The 18,902-nt window shown below is 47.1% G+C and carries 15 protein-coding genes; 8 read left to right on the top strand and 7 right to left on the bottom strand.

Annotation, left to right across the window (positions count from 1 at the left end; translation table 11 throughout):
- Positions 1-2 precede the first annotated feature (2 nt).
- The 4 genes from NST33_RS06750 to NST33_RS06735 all read right to left on the bottom strand — a co-directional run bounded on the left by NST33_RS06750 (position 3) and on the right by NST33_RS06735 (position 5,374).
- Entirely contained in the window at positions 3-284 is a 282-nt protein-coding gene (locus tag NST33_RS06750) for a ribbon-helix-helix protein, CopG family (protein ID WP_017690037.1), read from the bottom strand.
- Between the two features lie 260 nt (positions 285-544).
- Positions 545-1,732: an alanine racemase gene (gene alr / locus NST33_RS06745; protein ID WP_339307303.1), complete on the bottom strand. Its 1,188-nt coding sequence runs from the start codon at positions 1,730-1,732 to the stop codon at positions 545-547.
- A gap of 395 nt (positions 1,733-2,127) precedes the next feature.
- Entirely contained in the window at positions 2,128-3,327 is a 1,200-nt protein-coding gene (locus NST33_RS06740; RefSeq protein WP_339307301.1) for a DUF4367 domain-containing protein, read from the bottom strand.
- 163 nt (positions 3,328-3,490) lie between these two features.
- Complete coding sequence (locus tag NST33_RS06735) at positions 3,491-5,374, bottom strand: ABC transporter substrate-binding protein (protein WP_339307299.1); 1,884 nt, start codon at positions 5,372-5,374, stop codon at positions 3,491-3,493.
- 93 nt (positions 5,375-5,467) lie between these two features.
- On the opposite strand from NST33_RS06735, the gene NST33_RS06730 reads away from it, so the two are divergent.
- The 4 genes from NST33_RS06730 to NST33_RS06715 all read left to right on the top strand — a co-directional run bounded on the left by NST33_RS06730 (position 5,468) and on the right by NST33_RS06715 (position 10,162).
- The gene (locus NST33_RS06730; RefSeq protein ID WP_339307298.1) at positions 5,468-6,748 is read left to right on the top strand and encodes an MFS transporter; all 1,281 of its coding nucleotides are present in this window, start codon (positions 5,468-5,470) and stop codon (positions 6,746-6,748) included.
- A gap of 174 nt (positions 6,749-6,922) precedes the next feature.
- On the top strand, positions 6,923-7,132 hold the full coding sequence (locus NST33_RS06725) for a helix-turn-helix transcriptional regulator (protein WP_339307297.1): 210 nt from the start codon (positions 6,923-6,925) through the stop codon (positions 7,130-7,132).
- Position 7,133: 1 nt separating this feature from the next.
- Positions 7,134-7,904, top strand: a complete 771-nt coding sequence (locus NST33_RS06720) for a DUF3169 family protein (RefSeq protein WP_339307295.1) — start codon at positions 7,134-7,136, stop codon at positions 7,902-7,904.
- A 50-nt stretch (positions 7,905-7,954) separates the two neighbouring features.
- Complete coding sequence (locus NST33_RS06715) at positions 7,955-10,162, top strand: serine hydrolase (protein WP_339307293.1); 2,208 nt, start codon at positions 7,955-7,957, stop codon at positions 10,160-10,162.
- A 152-nt stretch (positions 10,163-10,314) separates the two neighbouring features.
- Here the strand turns inward: NST33_RS06715 and NST33_RS06710 are convergent, their stop codons facing one another.
- Together NST33_RS06710 and NST33_RS06705 are read right to left on the bottom strand one after the other, a co-directional pair.
- Positions 10,315-11,364: a hypothetical protein gene (locus tag NST33_RS06710; protein ID WP_339307291.1), complete on the bottom strand. Its 1,050-nt coding sequence runs from the start codon at positions 11,362-11,364 to the stop codon at positions 10,315-10,317.
- Positions 11,364-13,199, bottom strand: coding sequence for an HSP90 family protein (locus NST33_RS06705; RefSeq protein ID WP_339307289.1), 1,836 nt, complete (start codon positions 13,197-13,199; stop codon positions 11,364-11,366). Before NST33_RS06705 ends, NST33_RS06710 begins: the two co-directional genes overlap by 1 nt.
- A 445-nt stretch (positions 13,200-13,644) precedes the next feature.
- Between NST33_RS06705 and NST33_RS06700 the strand changes: the two genes are divergently transcribed.
- From NST33_RS06700 to NST33_RS06690, 3 genes are all read left to right on the top strand, one after another.
- Positions 13,645-14,550: an ABC transporter ATP-binding protein gene (locus NST33_RS06700; protein ID WP_339307287.1), complete on the top strand. Its 906-nt coding sequence runs from the start codon at positions 13,645-13,647 to the stop codon at positions 14,548-14,550.
- Positions 14,543-15,376 carry an ABC transporter permease subunit gene (locus tag NST33_RS06695; RefSeq protein WP_339307285.1) on the top strand — a complete coding sequence of 278 codons (834 nt, stop codon included), beginning with the start codon at positions 14,543-14,545 and terminating at the stop codon, positions 15,374-15,376. Before NST33_RS06700 ends, NST33_RS06695 begins: the two co-directional genes overlap by 8 nt.
- A 137-nt stretch (positions 15,377-15,513) precedes the next feature.
- Complete coding sequence (locus NST33_RS06690; protein ID WP_260632583.1) at positions 15,514-16,308, top strand: MurR/RpiR family transcriptional regulator; 795 nt, start codon at positions 15,514-15,516, stop codon at positions 16,306-16,308.
- A 3-nt stretch (positions 16,309-16,311) separates the two neighbouring features.
- Here NST33_RS06690 and NST33_RS06685 read toward each other — a convergent pair whose 3' ends face one another.
- A complete protein-coding gene (locus tag NST33_RS06685; RefSeq protein ID WP_339308626.1) occupies positions 16,312-17,298 on the bottom strand; it encodes a Gfo/Idh/MocA family oxidoreductase in 987 nt (328 codons plus the stop codon).
- A gap of 269 nt (positions 17,299-17,567) precedes the next feature.
- On the opposite strand from NST33_RS06685, the gene NST33_RS06680 reads away from it, so the two are divergent.
- The gene (locus NST33_RS06680) at positions 17,568-18,854 is read left to right on the top strand and encodes a DUF5050 domain-containing protein (RefSeq protein ID WP_221819158.1); all 1,287 of its coding nucleotides are present in this window, start codon (positions 17,568-17,570) and stop codon (positions 18,852-18,854) included.
- Positions 18,855-18,902: the final 48 nt, after the last annotated feature.

Raw genomic sequence — 18,902 nt, 5'->3', positions numbered from 1 at the left:
GTCTACACCCCGCTAACTAAGCGGTCCAGAGTGCTGTCCGCATCTTCCTCCGCATGAAAGGCTTCGGATGCCATGGTCAGATTAATTTTTGCCATCTCCATGTACCCTCGCTGCATCGTTTCACGGATGTAACGTTTCTTACGCTCCGTTAAATACAGCTTCATAGCCTGCCTAATCAATTCGCTGCGGTTGGAATTCTCCAGCGCTACGATGCCATCCACTTCCTGCAAAAGATAATCAGGTAAACTGATCATGATCCGCTTGGTGTTCTGCAAGTTGGCCACCTTTCTTCCACCCCCACAAACCTTTCGCCATTGTGAACCAGTATTACGTTTTTCCAGAACTTTTATACAAAGGAATATATATGCCCCGAGTATATCAAGTATGCTGTACTCCATTATAAACACGGGGAACAATATTCGTACAGACCAAACATCTCAATTCAGGAATTAAATCCTTACTGTCATACATAATTCGAGATGCTCCGACAGTTTTCCTTCTGTTCTGAAAAAAAGTTTATTGGTAATGACGTCCAGTTTACCTATCAGGATGTCAAAAGTGGATTGATTCTGGCGACTACTGCTTCCCCGCGGGTATATACCCGTGGAATGCGGTGCGCCATCATGCAGATCACTTCATATGCAATCGTACCGAGTTGGGATGCCACCTCGTCTGCGGTTATTACGCCACCAGACTGATGACCGATAAGGACAACCTCTTCGCCGACTTGAATTTCTTCCGCCTCTTCCGCGAAAGATTGTAACGACACCATACACTGATCCATGCAGATCGTACCGACGACAGGGACGCGGCGGCCGCGTACAAGCACTTGTGCTTTACCTGTCAGCATTCTGGAGAATCCGTCTGCATATCCGATCGGCAGGGTCGCTATTCGTTCATACCCTTGCGTAAAATAACGGGTTCCGTAACTGATCCCCCAATGGGGTGGCAGTGTTTTGACCAGAACCGCTTTTGTCTTCAGCGTCAATACCGGGGACAACTTCACCACCTGATGATTCACCTCAGCCGAAGGATACAGTCCGTACAGGCTTATTCCCACACGTACCATATCATAGGACAATTCCGGTGTATCAATGGCAGCGGCGCTGTTCGCCGTATGTATAATCGGGATGGAACATCCCTGATCCCTGAGCGCATGAACCACGCTTTGGAACCGTCTATACTGCTCCAGTGTATAGGTTTTGTCTTCTTCATCTGCTCTGGCAAAATGGGTAAACATACCTTCCAGCATCACCTGATTGAGCGAAGCTACTTCCTCAATGAAAGCCAATGCCTCATCGCCAGGCAACAGACCTAATCGGCCCATGCCGCTGTCGATTTTAATATGAACCTTCAGTTTGTTAGCGAATGTGCTCGCATCCAGATGTCGAATGGCGTCAAGCACTTCCTTGCTGAACAGTGTGACGGTCACATCATGTTGCCATGCAACAGCGATCCCTTCAGGCGGCGTATATCCCAGTACCAGGATTGGAATCGTAATCCCATGTTGTCGCAGTTCTAGAGCTTCGTCAAGAAAAGCCACACTTAAGTAATCCACACCCACTCGTTCCAGTTCTCTAGCCGTCTCCACCGCTCCATGTCCATAGGCATTGGCCTTCACACAGGCGAGGAATTTCATGCCCTGAGGCAATGCCTCGCGGAAAGCTTCTACGTTAGTACACAAATGATCCAAATTGATCTCCGCTTGGGTCGGCCGATATTGTCCTTGCACGTTAAGTCACCTTCTCTAATCATCTTAATCCGGCTCACGTCAGACTCCATCGTAATGCTCCAGCATGTGACTGTCAAATGAACCGAAGTTTCGCATTCAAAAACAGATGTAAGGTGCGCCGTTTGAGGAACAAATGCGAACACAGAAGAAGACCGATAAGCGAGATTGGCAGGGCAAAATTCCATTTTCCACCCCGGCAAAATCTGCTTATATCGATTATTTACCCGGTTCCCTCTGCGTAGAAGCGCGTTTTGCATTATTGAGTTGTATCTGGTAAGAAAAACGGCGCCAGATGAATACCTGTCTTACATCAAAGCAAAGCACCGGAGAACGGGTCTCCGATGCTTCTTAGCATTCCTTATGTTTATGCTGCTATTCGTTCATTTGTTCAAAAATCATTTGCCTGACTCTTCCTGCATGGATGTTGCAATGCGTACCATTTCGTTATCAGGCAGATCGGCACTGGTGATCCGATATTCTATGCCATCTGTCGTCCATGTCAGTGTCTGCAGTGCATCTCCGCTGACCATGCCCAGTGTGAATCCCAGATCCAGTACACGGGATGGGGCAAGCGACACAGCTCGATCCTGTGGTCTGGCTTCGAAAATTGTGTAATTGTATGTTCCTTCATAACGAAGCATGACGGAATAGTCTCCTGCTTCCTCCAAAATCTGATCATCCTTAAGCTGGACTCCTTCCGGCGCATACGTCGGCTGAATTACTCCAAAGCTGTCTGCACCTTCCGGCTCTGCAAGCGTTGGTTCTTCGCCTTCCTGACCAGTTGCAGCACCTTCTGTACCTTGCTGCTCTGTGTCACCACCTACACCGGTCTGTCCATCAGTGACAGCTCCGTCAGGTTCAGGCGCAGTCTGAGGATTGGCAGGTTCTTTGGTGCTGTCCTCACCTGTTTGCTCCGCAGGAGCCACACCAGAATCTGTTCCTGTTTGGCCGCCTTTTTCTGTAGCAGCAGTCATGTTACGTTGCATATCAAAGGCATCTTTTTCAAATTCAGTCCCGAATTTGAAGGAGTCGAATTTCACATCAACCACAACATTGGCATTGGAGTCGGATACCTCCACCTGTTTAGGTGCATAATCACTTTTGTTCAGCCAGATTTTCTGTCTGACAAGTGCGTGTGTATTATAATTGGCAGCTACATCAAAAACATAGCTCTCCTTCTCATCCGCAAACTGACGGGTTGTATCCCCCGTAATGCTCCGAATCAATGTTTCATAGAGATATACCTGTCCCTGATTATCTGGCCAATTGCTCTGAAAACGGAAGCTTTTGTTCTGGCTCGGCGTCAGAACAAACACACCTTCATCGTTACGCAGTACAATCTGTGTTACATCCTTTTTGGCATTCGTTAACGCAATACGATAATAGGAAGGCTTCTGATGCCATACCTCGACCTTGTACTGCTGCGGCGTATCTCCGGTATGCAGCGTCATCACGCCTGCCCCCTGGTAACTTTCCATCTCTCCTACGACTTCGTTCAGATCTTTGACCACAGCTGCCGCATCCTTCTTCCCGCAGGCGGCAAGCAAGACCGATAAGACCAATACCATGGCAAGCATCCATGATATTCGGCGCATGACATCATCCCCTTTAGCACATGTTTTCACTTCAGGATTGTGCTTGCAGCAGAACCCCTACTTGATTAGTACATGTTATGAGGGACTTGTTCGATATATGCGGACTAGTTTGACAAGCAATCGGTGAAGTCCGTTAATACGGCATTGCTACGCTCGCATAGTCCTACCACAACGGAATATACACCGGATAACTCGTGTCCTCTTCCTCAGCACCAGGGCTTCTCTTCACCCACAATCTGCGCAGATCAGGCAGACCATACCCCGCAAGACGGTAATCTCGCAGCGAATCATGATGGGCGTGTTCTTCCTTGAAGCTGTATGTGGGCAGAAGCAACGCCTCCTGAATCAGTCGATCTTCTAGCCCAATCAATCTACTCAACCGCTCCGCAGGTTCCTGGATCATGACCACTCGTCCACATTCCTGTTCCAGTTCATGTCTCCAGTGATCATTCATCGCAATCAGGAATAACGTATTCTGGAAGGTGTACATCGTCACGAGACTCAGCACGACATGATCATTGAAGACTTCTCCTGTATAGATCAGATCACAATCCCCGAACCCATCTTGATAGACTGCATGGACCGGATCTCCCGGCATAATGTTGATATGTAGGCCAATCTGTTTACTTCTCTCTGCAAACCAGACCATATCCGCCTCCATCTTCTCTCCTTCTTCCACCCACAGGCTTAAACTCTCCCCTTGGTAAGAGCTGCAACGCAATAATGCTGAGGCCCGCCCCAGTGAGGTCTCCACGGAAAGGACTGGTACAGATATGAAAGAACCATCCGGTTGTTCCGATTGCTGTTTCCATGGCTCCCCTTGATCTGGAGCCACCTTTAAAGGTGGCTGTACTCGTCCTCGAATCAGACTATAAGCAGGCTGCGTATTCGTGCTTCCGAGCGCTTGCGACAGCTCATACGCATTCAATAGCTGTTGAACAGCCCGGCGAAAATTCACATCATGCTGGGGCCCTTCCTTTTGCATATTAAACGTCATATATACACCGCCCTGTATCTCATGCTGTACAGCACGAGGTTGTACATCCGGAAATAAATCATGTTTGATGATGGACTCCGCTCGTCCCGAGTGGGGGAGCTGCCACACTTCAACGCGATCCACATAAGCCCGTCCTCTGAAATAGGCAAGAAAAACCTCTAGCACGAGCAGCTTCGAATCATGACGAGTCAATCGATAAGGTCCTGTTCCAATTGGATGAAGCGGGTTCATCTCCACATCTCTAGGCAGGATAGATGCAGCCATACTGCTCATTAGATCCGGGAACATGAAGTTGGGCTTATTCAACACAAAACGTACAGTCAACTGGTCATACACTTCTATGCTCTCAATGGAACCAAACAGAGGCCTGCATGGGTTACTCTTGTCAGAGATGATGCGATCAAAGGTAAACTTGACGTCCTCTGCATCCAGTATCCTTCCATGATGAAAAGGTATGCCTTTGTGCAGATAAAAGGTCCATTCCCTTCCATCTACCTGACTCTCCCATGCTATAGCCAGACTTGGCTCGCATACTTGGCGTTCAGCATGATAACAGACCAAACGATCAAAGACTTCTGCAATGATGAAAACTTCTCCCCACATCCCTGTCTGCGTTGGATCGAGAGTCTTAAAAGGTGTATTCTGCGGAATCCGCAATGTATCCACTCGTCCTCTGTCCCCTTTATTCGAACGCAGACCGAATTGATGCTCCATTTGCTGCATCAGATGTTCTCTCATCGTAATTGGCAAGGCGGCAGCCAGTTCATAGGCGTCCTCCATCCTGTTCCCATCCAGAAGATGGTCAAATCGTTCACGCGCCACTTCAAGCAACGGGACACAAAATACCAGCATCGATTTTTTGCCTCTTCCGCGCTGCGGGTTCCACCTGACCCATCCATTCTCCTTGAATTTGTTCATAATGAGGTTCATATTGCGCATGGTACAACATAATAGATCGGCCAGTTCACCTACTGTTGTATGTTCTTCTTGTTCATCATGCACATGTGGAAAGTTTAATCGCAGTTGAATGTAATGTTCTGATATGTCCATATATGCCCTACCTTCTGCTAAAATACGAAATCCATCCGGATGCTTCTACAGTTTTTCTTCAGGTTTTCCTCCATTATACTCAGTAACATCAACATGACCAGTGGGAAGGAAGAAAAACGACTTATGAAATACGCCGATCTGCACCCTAACATCAGGATACGTATCATTACTGATTTTTTCACCGATCTGACCCAGAAGTCCATCATTCCATTCATGGCGATCTATCTGAGTATTCAGATTGGCGCAGGTTTGGCGGGGTTATTGCTGACGGTCAATATTGTAGCTTCCATGATTGTGGGATTGTGGGCAGGATATTGGTCTGACCGGATTGGACGGAAGAAGTTAATGGTGATCGCACAAAGTCTCCAGGTCATGGCTCTACTCGGCTTGGCCATCGCCAATTCGCCGTGGATGGATTCAATCCTTGTTACTTGTCTCATGTTTCTGCTCAGCAGTCTCAGTTCAGGGATCACCGTGCCGATTGCTAATGCCATGATTGTTGATGTAAGCAGTGAACATGAACGCCATTATGTATATGGATTGCAATATTGGACAACAAACGTTGCTGTAACTTTTGGTGCACTGATGGGCGGGCTATTTTTCGAATCATTTCGTTTCCTATTGTTCAGTCTGGTATGCCTTGAAAGCCTGGTTACCCTGTTTATTTTGATCTTTATGATTCGTGAAACAATGGATAAACGTGTACTTGGTTATGGCGATGCTCCCATCCAGAGGAACATACTGAAAACGTATTGGGCGGTCTTTCAGGACAAACGTTTCATGATATTTTTCACGGCTACTGTACTTGCAGTCTCCCTGGAATTTCAGTTGGATAAATACATTGCTGTTCGTCTAAAAAATGAATTCACCGCCCAACTGTTCGGCTCAGATATCTCAGGTCTGCATATGTTCAGCCTGATCATGGTCATTAACACCGTACTGGTCGCCTTGGTTGCCATTCCATTCTCCAGATGGATAGGTCGCTTCCAGTCCCGATCTATTATGACTGTCGGTATGCTCCTCTATACCGCAGGTTTCACCGTACTGGCTTTCAGCAACTGGGCCTGGTTACTCATCTCATCCGCTATATTGCTAACCATTGGAGAGTTGATGTACGCCCCTGTTCGTCAGGTCATGCTCGCGGGTATGGTTCCAGATTCGGACCGTGCTGCCTATATGGCTGCTGACGGGATGAGTTACAACGCCGCTGCCCTCCTCGGCAGTCTCGGGTTAACCATTGGAGCCTTTCTGCCCTCCTATGCGATGGCTGGTCTGTATATCCTGATGGGGCTTGGAGCGCTCGTCTTTTTCCGAATGATACTTCGCAAGGCTGAGAAACAGAATCAACCTCTGCCGTGTGCAGATGCATCTTGATTTCACTTTTCTGGCAACTTTTCCGACAACAAAATAATCATCCAAGGGAGCCCAGAAGGCTCTCTTTTTCATGTCCATTATCAACGTTCAGAAGTAAATGATCTTTAACATTTTGTATATTATAGTTTACATTTAAGCAATTATCATGTACATTAGGTTCATGGAGGTGAGCAAGTGGAAGAATTACACAATCACGTTCGGGAGTTACGAGCCAGAGACCGGCTATCCCAAGCAGAACTGGCCAAACTCATTAGTGCATCCCGTCAAACCATTGCCCTGATTGAGCGTGGAGATTACTCTCCGTCGGTCGTTCTGGCACTAAAAATAGCACATGTATTTCGTGAACCTGTCGAAAAAATCTTTGAACTGAAAGGTGGAGATTAAAATGAAAAATTCATCATCATCGTCCATCAAAAAGCGGTTGCGTCTTCCCTTGTATGCTGCAGGTGGCGCTGTAGTTGGTTTTCTTGGAGCTAGCGGAGTCAGTAAACTCCCTTCTGACTTGAACTGGACGCTGTCCGTGTACTATGACTATGATCTTTTATTCGCAATACTGGCGGCTCTTGTAGTAGTTATGACGGTGTGGAACATTTTCAGTCTCTCCCGCACGCCATCTGTCCCTCCCATGGAAGATGATGCTTATGGAGATTCCGATTCACTCATCTCTCCAGCAGAGCGTTCCCTCGGAAAAGCGATGATTCTCAGCGGATTCAGCGTTATTCTTACGTTTACCTGGGCAGCACTTACCTTATCCTTGTATGCATCCAACCGAACCATGCCGAATTCTCCAGAACTGTTCAACCTCTTGAATCTCGTTGCTTCGTGTATCTCTATTATCATCGTTGTGGTCGTGCAAACTCTGACTGTGAAGCGATACAACCGTTATTATCCTGAACGCACTCTGGATCTGAACTCGCGCAATATGAAGAAGGATCATTTTGAGAAGCTCGATGAAGGCGAGAAATGGGTTGTGTATCGCGCGGCCTATCGTTCTTTTCAGATGATGAATGTACTTCTTGGTGTCGGAATGGTCTCTATGGTTCTATATTCGATGCTCTTTACCTTTGCTCCATTCCCGATTGTAGTGATCTCTATGATCTGGATTGCCAACATTGGAATCTATTATCGTGAAACCTATCGGGCGAGTAATCAGTAATACATGGGTAGGTAACTATTTTGTAAATATTTTCATAAAGGAGTGTTTGCATGCATTTATCCAAACGAAAGACCCGTTTCAGGTTCACCTCCCTAACAGGAGCTTTTATGGCTGTGGTCCTGTCTCTCAGTCTGTCGGTACCCGCAGTCCAGGCGGAGACCGCGACTCCAGTCGCTGCTGAACAAGGAAAGACGAAAGCGCTGACAACCGAATCGGCTACAGCATTTCTGGATTCATTCTTCGATTCACCTGAGGCAAAGCCCCATTATGTTGGAGCCTCCGTTGTTGTTGTGAAGAATGGCAAAGTTCTGGCAGAAAAGGGATATGGCTTCTCTGATGTGGAGAGCAAAACAGCGATCGATCCGAAAAAAACTGCTTTCCGTGTAGCCTCTGTCTCCAAAACGTTTACATCAGCAGCTGTAATGCAGCTGGTGGAGCAAGGCAAGGTTGATCTGCAAGCTGATTTTCAGACCTATGTGAAAGGGCTCGAATTCGATAATCCTTTTGACAAGTCTGTAACTGTGGAGAACCTGCTCACCCACACGACCGGATTCGAGATTCGTGATCCGCAGCAGGAAGACATCCATACTGATTTCGACAAGTACATAGCGATGGAGGATTACGCAAAGCAACATATGCCTCCTGTCGTTCGAGAGCCTGGTAGCGCCTACATGTACGATAATTTCTCGTTCTTGTTGCTTGGCATGATTGTTGAAAATGTAAGCGGTGAGCCCTTTGAATCCTACATGCAACAACATATCTTCAAACCGTTGGGAATGGATAACAGCAGTTTCATGCTGGACAAAAAGTTCCAAAAGCAGCTGGCTACTGGCTATGATGCGGCACACAACCCGCTTGATCTGTACACCATCGCTCCAACACCTATGCCTCAAGGCGGCATGTTGTCTACCGCAGAAGACATTGGGAAGTTCATGATCGCTTTCCTGAATGATGGCGTGAAGGACAACGAGCGGATTCTCAAGGAATCCACGGTGAAAAGCATGGAACAGTACCGTTCTTCCATTCACCCATTGTTGCCAAACACCACGTATGGATTCGAAGCTGCATTTCAGCTTCCCGGTGCAGGAAGTAGTCCAAAAGTTATTACAAAAGCAGGCGACCTGAACGGATTCAGCTCTTATCTCTTCTTTATTCCCGAGCAAAATACAGGCGTTTTCCTGACGTATAATCAAAATGGAGCACTTCGTAATCTGTTCTACCCGGCATTCATTCAAAGTTTCTTCCCGCAATATGCAGAGCCTGTACAGTTCAAGGAATACACGCCGCAATCCGCAGCTGAGCTGCAACGCTTCACCGGATTGTACGCGGATCTGCGAATTAGCACGATCGTCAGTTCCCTGAAAAATGCTGGCACAGAGCCAGGACAATTGAGCATTTCGGACGTTTTTCTGGGTCAACGCAACCTGATTCAAGTGGAAGATAATCTCTTCAAAGATGAATTGACCGGTCAATTCACAGCATTCAAGAAAAATGCTGATGGAACCATCTATATGAAAGAACCTTACCTCAACCCAATGGGTTATGAGAAAAAAGGACAAAAGCCTATGGGCTTCCGGGATGTTCGTGAGAACAGTCCTTATGCTGAAGCAATCTATGCCATACAATCTCTTGGATATTATGAGAATGATGCTAACAAGTCTTTCCAACCGAAATCAGCTGTGACACGAGCTGAATTTATTGAGAACACGCTTAAACTGAGTGGATTGAAGCCCAGCAAAACAACACCTCCTGCAGGCACTGATTGGGCCGACCATGCAGCAGCCGGATATATTCAACTTGGATATGAAATGGGTATGATTACTGGCAAGGACGAACAGCAGTTTAAGCCGGATCAAGTGATTATCCGACAGGAAGCCATGGTCATGATGTGGAGAATTCTGCAACTGCAATATCCTAGTGAACTGTTCACGGATGTCAAACTTGCGGGACACACGGACCCATGGGCTGTACCAGCCGTTCAGATGATGGCGAAGCTTGGTATCCATGGACCTGAGGTAAAAGTGCTGGAAGATGGATCCGTTGATTTCCTTTCCCGCAAACCTCTGATTCGTCAGGAAGAGGCTGCGATCATGTATGCGCTGCTTACCCAACCAACAGATCAAATCGTCGCTGAACTGATGGCTGCTCAGCAGCCGCAAGCGGAACCTGCTGAAGAAGCCGAAGCTGCAGAGGAGACATCTGAAACTGCACCGGTTCCAGTACCAGCGCCGGTCCCTTCTGCGACTTCAGCACAATAAAAATAAAACATCTTCATACCGATTAGATTGATTATGCTTATGATGCAAGAAAAAACAGGCTTGTTCAGAAGGGTACGATCCTTCTCGAACAAGCCTGTTTCGTTACTTTTCATAACTTATTATAGCGATCTGTTACTCAGTTATATCCGTCTCTATTCGATCAACGAAGATACATGGTGGTTCCCGTTGCGCTGATCAAACTTGGCTGCAGCGGTCTGAGCATACTCCGCAAAGTAATCGGCCAGCTTGAGCAGGTCGCCTGGGTCACCTTCATACAGGAAGGACGCTGGCAGACGCAATCGGTATTCTGGAGATTCTTCCACCCAGCGGCGAAGCAACGATGCTGCTCTGGCATAGAAAAACATTTTGGCGTAAGGATCTTCATGATCGGCAGCGAACACCAGTGTTTCCTCCAGCACATCAATGCCTTTTTCCGGATTCATACGTGTGAGATAATCCATCTGCTCCGCAAAACTCTGCACAAAATCGTTCTGGCCTTTAATCATGCGATATCCCTTGGTCTGATGTTTATCTGCTTCCGCAGTCCGTCCCAACCGATATAACGGCATCAAAATTTCAGACAAAGTCAGATGCGGAATCTCTGCACAGCTCATACGCCCTTTCAGGATAGGCTGTGCCACCTCCAACACCTTCTCATCGTCTCCTTTTAACAAGAAATAACGCATAATCTCATCCTGCTCACAGGCTTCGCAGTCACTCATGAAGTCACGATCCATCGTTCTGAATCGATCATAACTGCGTCCCGCTTCCTCCAGCTCCCCAAAATCCATAAAGATCCGGAACCGATAATACCAGTAAGAGCGTTCGCTGTAACCGTAGGACTTGAAACGCCGTCCGAAATCCTCCAACAGCTCCAGGATCTTCTCGCGTGATATTTCCGGGAAGTCGGGCATCTTGCCCAATATCCATTTGTACGACCACATTAACGTTTCTTCATCATATTCTTCGGGCTGTTGGTCGAACTTGCCCAGCTGCCAGGAAAAAGCGATCAGTGCTTTCATCGGATAACCGCAAAATGTTGCTGTCTCCACAATCTCCGATCTTGCTTCGTATGCCTCTTCCTCCATGCCGTTCACATCAGCAACTCTTGCTGCTTCCTCCAGCATACCGAGCTTCGCCGGACCATTGGGCAAGCCATAGGCCTCGTCCATCAGTTCTTCAAAATCCATCTCTGTCTTCATCAAGCATCCCCCTTACGGTCCGTATTTGCACGCAAACCCCAATCAATAAAACGAACAATGCCCTGATTTAACACTTCAAGCTCCTGCTTGCTCATGGCATAATGCCCCATCATCAGCGCATTGACGTATAACATTTCGATGGCAATCGGTGTCATCTGATCATCCGGTGATGTCAGTACCCGCTGAATGATTGGATTACTCACGTTCAAATACAAGGTTGAGTACCCTGCTGAACTCATGCCAGAAGACAATGAACCCAGAACAGACGAGAACAATTCCGTGCTCTCCTCGCTTGCTTTTTCAAGCGCACGAAGTGTTGAGGATTCCTGAGACAACGTGAACAACACCGGCAGATCCGATGGCTTAAACCCTTTCACCTCAGCTCGACAACGGAAGCGCTGTAAGGCAGAATCGGCCAGTCGCAACGCATCATAATACTGATTACGCTCAGCGGGTGGCACATCGGTGAAACTCATCGAAACCTGATCCGACTGTAACCGCTCCGTGTGCACGTTTTGCACGGTCATCGGCAGTGTCGCCATCAAATCGCTGTCATAGATATAACCACCGTTAATTACCAGCATCGATTGTGCGGAAGCTACATGATGAATCTGACGGTACTCATCAACAGAGGACGTGAAATACAATGTCTCTCCTTCATCGATCAGCTCACCAAGTTCACGGTGCCCCCTCGTACTCTCAAAAGGCAGCCAGCGATGAATCATCGCGTAGAATGCTTGATCCTGTACAGCCAGTGCCTTCATGGACAGAGCATGCAGGCGAATCAGCTTCTGCAGCCGTTCCGTCTGGCTCTCAGCCATATCGGCCAGTCCCTTGCGAAGTGCGTCTCCGAGTTCGGAGCGAACTTCCTCCAACTTCTCATTTTCATAAAAATGTTCCCGTGATGCCGTCGGTTGAAGCTCATCTGTCCAGATCAGACATTTCACGAAGAAAGCCCACTCTGGCAAAATGTTCTCAGCCTTCTCCGAAATCAGCATTCGCTTCAGGTAAACCCGGTGAGAACGCTTGGCATTCAGATTAACCGCGTGTGGCAGTACAAAAGCAATACCTCCGGTACGGCCTGAAGCTGTCGTCAACGGAATGAAGTCTTGGAACTGCTCACCAAGCAGACGTTCACCAAATGCCAATACCTCTGATCTGCGTGAACGTGCGAGTGCAGGGTCCATCAGCCAGATCGGTGTCTCGCTATTCACCACATGTTGCGCGCCGTCATGATACAGCGTGACCGGATACGGTAATAACGCTCCATAATAGAACAGGGCCTCTTTCACATAATCTGCTTCAAAGTAGTGAGCCGCGTCTGGTGTGCAGCGCAGATATACTTTCGTGCCCGGGGACAGCTGTGTATCCAACTGTCGAATCGTATAGGTGCCATCCGGCTTGCCCCGCCACTCCATCGAAGGGCCGCCCTTCGCGGATTGCGTCAGCATGACGATTTCATGACTCACCATGAAACAGGATAACAACCCGATCCCAAAACGTCCGATAAAGGACGTCTCTCCATCCAGCAGAGCTTGCTGCCCCCTCTTCGAGGATTGTCCAATCATGGCCAGGAATTCATGGATGTCAGCTTCAGTCAAGCCGATGCCGTTGTCCTCCACCATCATGGTCAATTGCTCACCTGTTCCCGTCAGTTCAACACGCACTTCACCCTGATACCCTGACTCCGCCTCCGTTCGTGCGGTAATCGCATCCGTCGCATTCTGCATCAGTTCTCGCAAGAACACTTTAGGACTGCTATATAGATGGTTGGATAAAATCTGGATCATCCCACTCAGATTCACTTGAAAACGATATTCATTGGATGCTGTCATGACTCACTCACCTTCCTCTACGTCCAAACACAATATGTACCCATACGATGTATTCATATGGATGTGTTAGACGAATTCATTATGTAATCGTTAGAAACAGACGTTCCCCGTGACAGGCACGCCAAAACATCACGTCAAGCCGGCCCTGGATAACCAAGACCGGCGTTATAGGCATATTTCAGGCATTCATGAGACGTATGGCCTCATCTTTCATTACCACGTTATGAATAGCAATGAAACGGATGTTCTACCCTAAAATAAGGATACATGTTACAAGGCAGAGTGAAAACAAACCTGAGACCCGATTTCAGGCAGACTTCAGGGTAAATGTGCATCCTACATTCGGGACTATTGAAGGAGGAAAATATCTTTTTTGTCGTCCATTTGAACGATATCAGCCTACCGCACGTATAATCTCCAAACTCAGATCGGACGGTGAATATGCATGATCGAAGTACGTAACATATCCAAGCAATTCAAGGTGCATCAAGCACTGCATGATGTCAGTTTCACAGTTAAACAAGGCAGTGTCACCGGGTTGATTGGACCCAACGGTTCGGGCAAAACCACACTGATCCGTATCATGAATGGGGTCTTAGGCGCTTCCGGTGGACAGGTAACCATTAACGGATTGGACGCCGCTTGTGAGGCGGAGAAAGTACTGGCCATGTGTGGCACTCTTACCGAACAAAGTGGATTATATGAAAATATGAGCGGGCGTGACAATCTGACTTTCTTCGCAGATGTTTTTGGCCTGAAGCATGCCAAGAAACGAATCGACGAGCTTGTAACTCTGTTTGAGTTGCAGGATTATCAGCATCGAAAAGTCGGCACCTATAGCACAGGCATGAAGAAACGCTTGGGCCTTGCACGAGTACTCTTGCACCGTCCTTCCATCCTGTTTCTGGATGAGCCCACCAATGGCCTTGATCCGGATGGAATTCAGATGGTGCTGCGCATTATCCGTCAGTTAAATAAGGAAGAAAAGATGACTATTCTGGTCTCATCCCATGTGCTGTCCCAGCTGTCAGCCGTCTGTGATCATTATATTTTCATGGAAAAGGGGCGTATCGTTGAGGAAGGCACGGAACAGGAGATTGTTAGCCGGTACCTGTCCACTCCGAAGCTCGAAGTAGAAGCCGACATGCCCGATGGATGGCACACGACAACCGACTTTACGCCTGAGATAATCTCCGCACATAAAGCGACGTTTCAGCTTCGATCCCGTGAGGACATTCCACTGTTGTTAAAGCAATTAACGGAGCATGGTCAAGTCTATCAGGCCCGCATCACGGGCAGTGATCTGGAAAGTATCTATTTTGCCATAAGGGAGGCACACCACCATGAATAACCGCCAAGCCATACGTGCACTGGTACGTAAAGATATCCGGTCCGTCACCGCCAGTGTTCAGCTCTGGTTGCCCATGTTGATTGTCCCACTGATTATCGGAATCATTATGCCCTCTGCCCTCCTGTGGGCGGCCTCCAGAATGGAACTTCGTTCACTGGGCAACATCAGCTTTCTGCTTGAATCATTGGATGCGTTAACCCAAAGTGGACAGATTCCTCAGCTTGCTTCCATGCCTACAGATAATCATCGTATTGTCTATTACTTGGCCATGTATATGTTCGCTCCCTTGTTTCTCATCATTCCGGTGATGGCCTCCAGCATTCTGACGGCCAATAGTTTCGCTGGTGAGAAGGAACGCAAGACGCTGGAAGGGTTGTTATTCACACCGATCAGTATGAGCACTCTTTTTAAAGGCAAAGTGCTAGCTACCCTGATCCCTTCCATTCTATTATCCTGGGTTACTTTCCTGATCTACGGAATCATTGCCAATATTCTGATGTACCCCATGTTTGGAACGTTGATGTTTCCCAATCTGAACTGGATCATACTTGTGGTGTGGGTTGTTCCCGCTTGTAGTCTTATGGTCATTTTATTGAACGTCTTGATCTCGGCCAAGGTCCGTGGGTTCCAGGAAGCGTATCAACTCGGCGGATTAATTGTCCTTCCCCTCATTGCCTTAGTCGCTGGTCAAGCCAGTGGCATGCTGCTGATTGGTCCTTGGATGTTACTCATGATTGGAGCAGTGCTTATGCTGATTAGTGTGGTTCTCCTTCGTTTCGTCACGCTATGGAATAGTCGTCAACAACTGGCGGAAAGTCAGATCTAAATGATGTGGAGTGTAGCGAGGAAATTCAACAGATTTACACTGTCGCTCCGCTATACAGATTGAGAAATAAATATACGCGGGTTATGATGTGGAGATATATGTTATGGGATGATTCTAGAGAGGAATGGAACAACTGTATGGAATCCAAACTACTTCAAAAATTAAAATATGCTTCACAATTGACGGCACAGGAGAAACATATTGTGAACCATATCCTGAACAATCCCGAAGTTGTATTTGATTCTACAGCCCATGAACTGGCTCAGCAGACCTATACAAGCTCATCCACCATTGTTCGCTTATGCAAAAAGCTGGGTACCAAGGGGTACCCAGACTTTCAGCTCAAGCTTGCTCTTGAATATCAACAGATACCTTCCCGGTTGCAGACGCAGGATCATGCAATTGCAGAACAAGGGAACGTGCTGGCTGCCATCGACTCGGTTCCTTACCTGTACCAGCAGGCGCTGGAAGATACACGCCGGATGTTAAACGCTCCTGTTTTGTTACGAATCGCGAACTGGGTCAAAGAATCCGTACGCATTGATGTCTATGGCAGTGATATGAATTATTATCTGGCTCAACAGGCTTGTGCCAAATGGAATGAACTCGGCATATCTGCGATTGCTCACAATAGTCCCAACATGCATTATTTGAACACGATGAACCCCAATAACCTGACGCTGTCTTTTGTTATATCACACACAGGTGAGAACCAATCCATGATTGAAGCTGCCAAAGTGCTGAGCAACAAACAGATGAAAGTCATCGCAGTCACGGGCAACAACCATTCAACCCTGTCCAGACATTGTGATGAAACGTTACTGGCTTACGGATACAATGAACAATTAAGGCTATCCAAAATGTCTTCGATGGTCTCGGTACTCTATCTTTTCGACATGTTATACATGGGCAGCATTAGCGATACGTATTAACGATTAACGTTGGTCCGCTGCAAATACGATCCCGGCATCCTTACGCGCACTCATAAGTACACTCATCACAGACTGGCTGTGTTCGAGCAATTCGTAACACCTTTTGTAATCCCCATTTGCATGGATGTCCCTGAACGCTTCCCACTCATAGTACAGCCAATTGGATTGGCTCTGGGCATTATACGCCGCAGCAGGCTCGTTCCCGATCTGAAGCTTGATCTCCCGGCAACCGTTTGCTCCTCCCACAACCTGAAGATAACCTTTCTCACCCTGAATGAGCACAAAGTTCATACTGTTTGTGTCTTTGGCACCTACACATTCCGCAATAAACTCCGCATATTGGAGAACCACAACACCTGACGTATCAATGCCGTTTGCATGCTGGTTCGCGGTATACGATACGGCATTCGGACTGCCAAACAGATTCATGACCAGATGCAGATTATAAATATTGATATCCATCAGCGCTCCACCAGAGAATTGTGGATTGAATACGTTCGGCGTCTCCCCTGCAAGCAGATCATTGTATTTGCGCGAGTATTGACTGTAGTTACACTGGATGAGTCTGATCGGACCAAGCTTTGGTAGTTGCCCCTGTATGACTTTAATATTGGGCAGATGAATGTTGGAGATGGCTTCAAACAGCAACAGATTCTTTTCTTTTGCAAGTGCAATCAGCGTTTCTGCTTCCTGAAGCGTGGACGTGAACGGTTTTTCGCAGACAACATGTTTGCCATGTTGAAGTGCCTGATAGGCCTGTTCGTAATGCATGCTGTTTGGTGAAGCAATATATACGAGATCTACATTTGTATCTGAAAATAGGGATTCCAGGTCCGTATAGATGGTACTGACCCCATACTTAACCGCAAGCTCCTGTGCTGTCTCTCTCTTCCGGGAGTACATCGCTGTACACGTAACATCATCCAGTTCATTAATCGCAGATAAAATGGCATCCACAATGGACCCTGTACCAATCGTTGCTATATTCATCATATCTTTTCGCTCCTGTCGTTGGATTGTCAGTTGGCCTCTGCTCTGGTTGAGTGTAATGTTATCACGATCATGTCAGGCGGAGAACGCTTTGGGAGGGGAATGGCAGCATCATGCGCAATTCGATTTCAGGTTTGGACAGGTGTGAAATTCAATTTCATCCTCTTCTTTTTTTCATGTTTGAGATCTAACATATCTTCCATAGTTTACCGATATAACATAAGGAATTAACGACATACATATAGAAGAACGAAGGGGACGATGAACGAATGAAAACAAGGCATACATACTTACAACGCACCATCTGTACATTGCTGTTATTTACACTCATTGCAGCAGTGACATTGGGAGGTGGAACCTCAGCCCAGGCAGCTTCACTTAGCCAATCCACAGTGTATTATGAATCCGACGGCGTTTTGTACAAAGTATCCGCGGATGGCAGCAATACAACAGAAGTATTAATTGATTTTCAAGGTGTGGACTTGCACGCGGCAGGCTCTTATCTCTACTACACGCAGACTGCTTCTTCCACAACACTGCTTCGGGTTCCGAATGACGGGTCCAGCGATGCGGCAGAGACATTTGCTACGGATGTACTCAGCTATTATACGGATAACGGATTCATCTATTATCTGGATGCTACAGGTACCATTTATCGCGCGAATGGCAATAGTGACGCTTCAGCTGTCACCAAGATTGCTGACAAGGCTGATACCGACTTCCCATTCCTCCTGGTAACCAAAGGGCGTGCCTACTATAATGCGTTGGTTAATGGAAATACGTGGATTGTGTCCAAAACGTCCAACGGTTCTGGCGCTGTGCAGCGGATTGCCGCAGGTGCAGTAGAAGGACGTTATTTTACAAATCAATCCAAAAACGAACTGCAACTGATGGTAAATACAGACCCCTACGAGGATTTCTATTCTACCAATGCTGTTGTCATGTATAAGGTGAACTACAACACTGGCAAAGCAACTTCGGTTAATCCCAAAGCCAAACTGGATGTGAATGCTGTATATTCCGGTGGTTGGGGAAACAATCTTTACGTGTATAACAAAGGAATCGTTCTCGACAGCAATAAGGATTACAATTATGCCAAAGGCAAAGCGTTTGCGTTAACAACTTCAGCCAAAACACTTCAGCTTCATAACAAAAGCGTTCGTGAAGTAAGTGCCTTAGGTACAGACAAAGTTGTCCTTATCGATGCAGACAAAAAGGCTTATGCCAAAACGGTCTCGGGCAACAAAGTGACCAAGTCTGCCAACCTGAACCTGACAAATGTAACTTATGTGGCGAATCAGTTGACCAATGGTACATCTACGGCTGCATACATCTCTGGCAACAACGGACTCTATTCGGTTAATACAGCTCTCAAGGTAACGAAACTTACCGGGGACGAATGGGATGCATTCCATATCAGAGATGATGTTGCGGGCCTCTTCTACATCAATGCCAAAGATCAATATCGCTTGTATCACGTGCAAACGGGTGGAACAGGGAAAAAAGTAATGAGTGACGTTTTCCTCGACAATATTCTATTGGTGACACCGTACTAACATATATGTTGATTCAGGCGTATAGCCCATACAACGGACATGTCCGTA

Source organism: Paenibacillus sp. FSL L8-0435, assembly GCF_037965655.1.
Classification (GTDB): Bacteria; Bacillota; Bacilli; order Paenibacillales; family Paenibacillaceae; genus Paenibacillus.
This window is presented reverse-complemented; position numbering and strand designations above follow the sequence as displayed.

Coding starts and splice junctions, on each gene's coding strand:
- NST33_RS06740 (WP_339307301.1), bottom strand. CDS start 3,327: ATGCGCCGAATATCATGGATGCTTGCCATGGTATTGGTCTTATCGGTC.
- NST33_RS06735 (WP_339307299.1), bottom strand. CDS start 5,374: ATGGACATATCAGAACATTACATTCAACTGCGATTAAACTTTCCACAT.
- NST33_RS06730 (WP_339307298.1), top strand. CDS start 5,468: ATGACCAGTGGGAAGGAAGAAAAACGACTTATGAAATACGCCGATCTG.
- NST33_RS06720 (WP_339307295.1), top strand. CDS start 7,134: ATGAAAAATTCATCATCATCGTCCATCAAAAAGCGGTTGCGTCTTCCC.
- NST33_RS06715 (WP_339307293.1), top strand. CDS start 7,955: ATGCATTTATCCAAACGAAAGACCCGTTTCAGGTTCACCTCCCTAACA.
- NST33_RS06710 (WP_339307291.1), bottom strand. CDS start 11,364: ATGAAGACAGAGATGGATTTTGAAGAACTGATGGACGAGGCCTATGGC.
- NST33_RS06705 (WP_339307289.1), bottom strand. CDS start 13,199: ATGACAGCATCCAATGAATATCGTTTTCAAGTGAATCTGAGTGGGATG.
- NST33_RS06700 (WP_339307287.1), top strand. CDS start 13,645: ATGATCGAAGTACGTAACATATCCAAGCAATTCAAGGTGCATCAAGCA.
- NST33_RS06695 (WP_339307285.1), top strand. CDS start 14,543: ATGAATAACCGCCAAGCCATACGTGCACTGGTACGTAAAGATATCCGG.
- NST33_RS06690 (WP_260632583.1), top strand. CDS start 15,514: ATGGAATCCAAACTACTTCAAAAATTAAAATATGCTTCACAATTGACG.
- NST33_RS06685 (WP_339308626.1), bottom strand. CDS start 17,298: ATGAATATAGCAACGATTGGTACAGGGTCCATTGTGGATGCCATTTTA.
- NST33_RS06680 (WP_221819158.1), top strand. CDS start 17,568: ATGAAAACAAGGCATACATACTTACAACGCACCATCTGTACATTGCTG.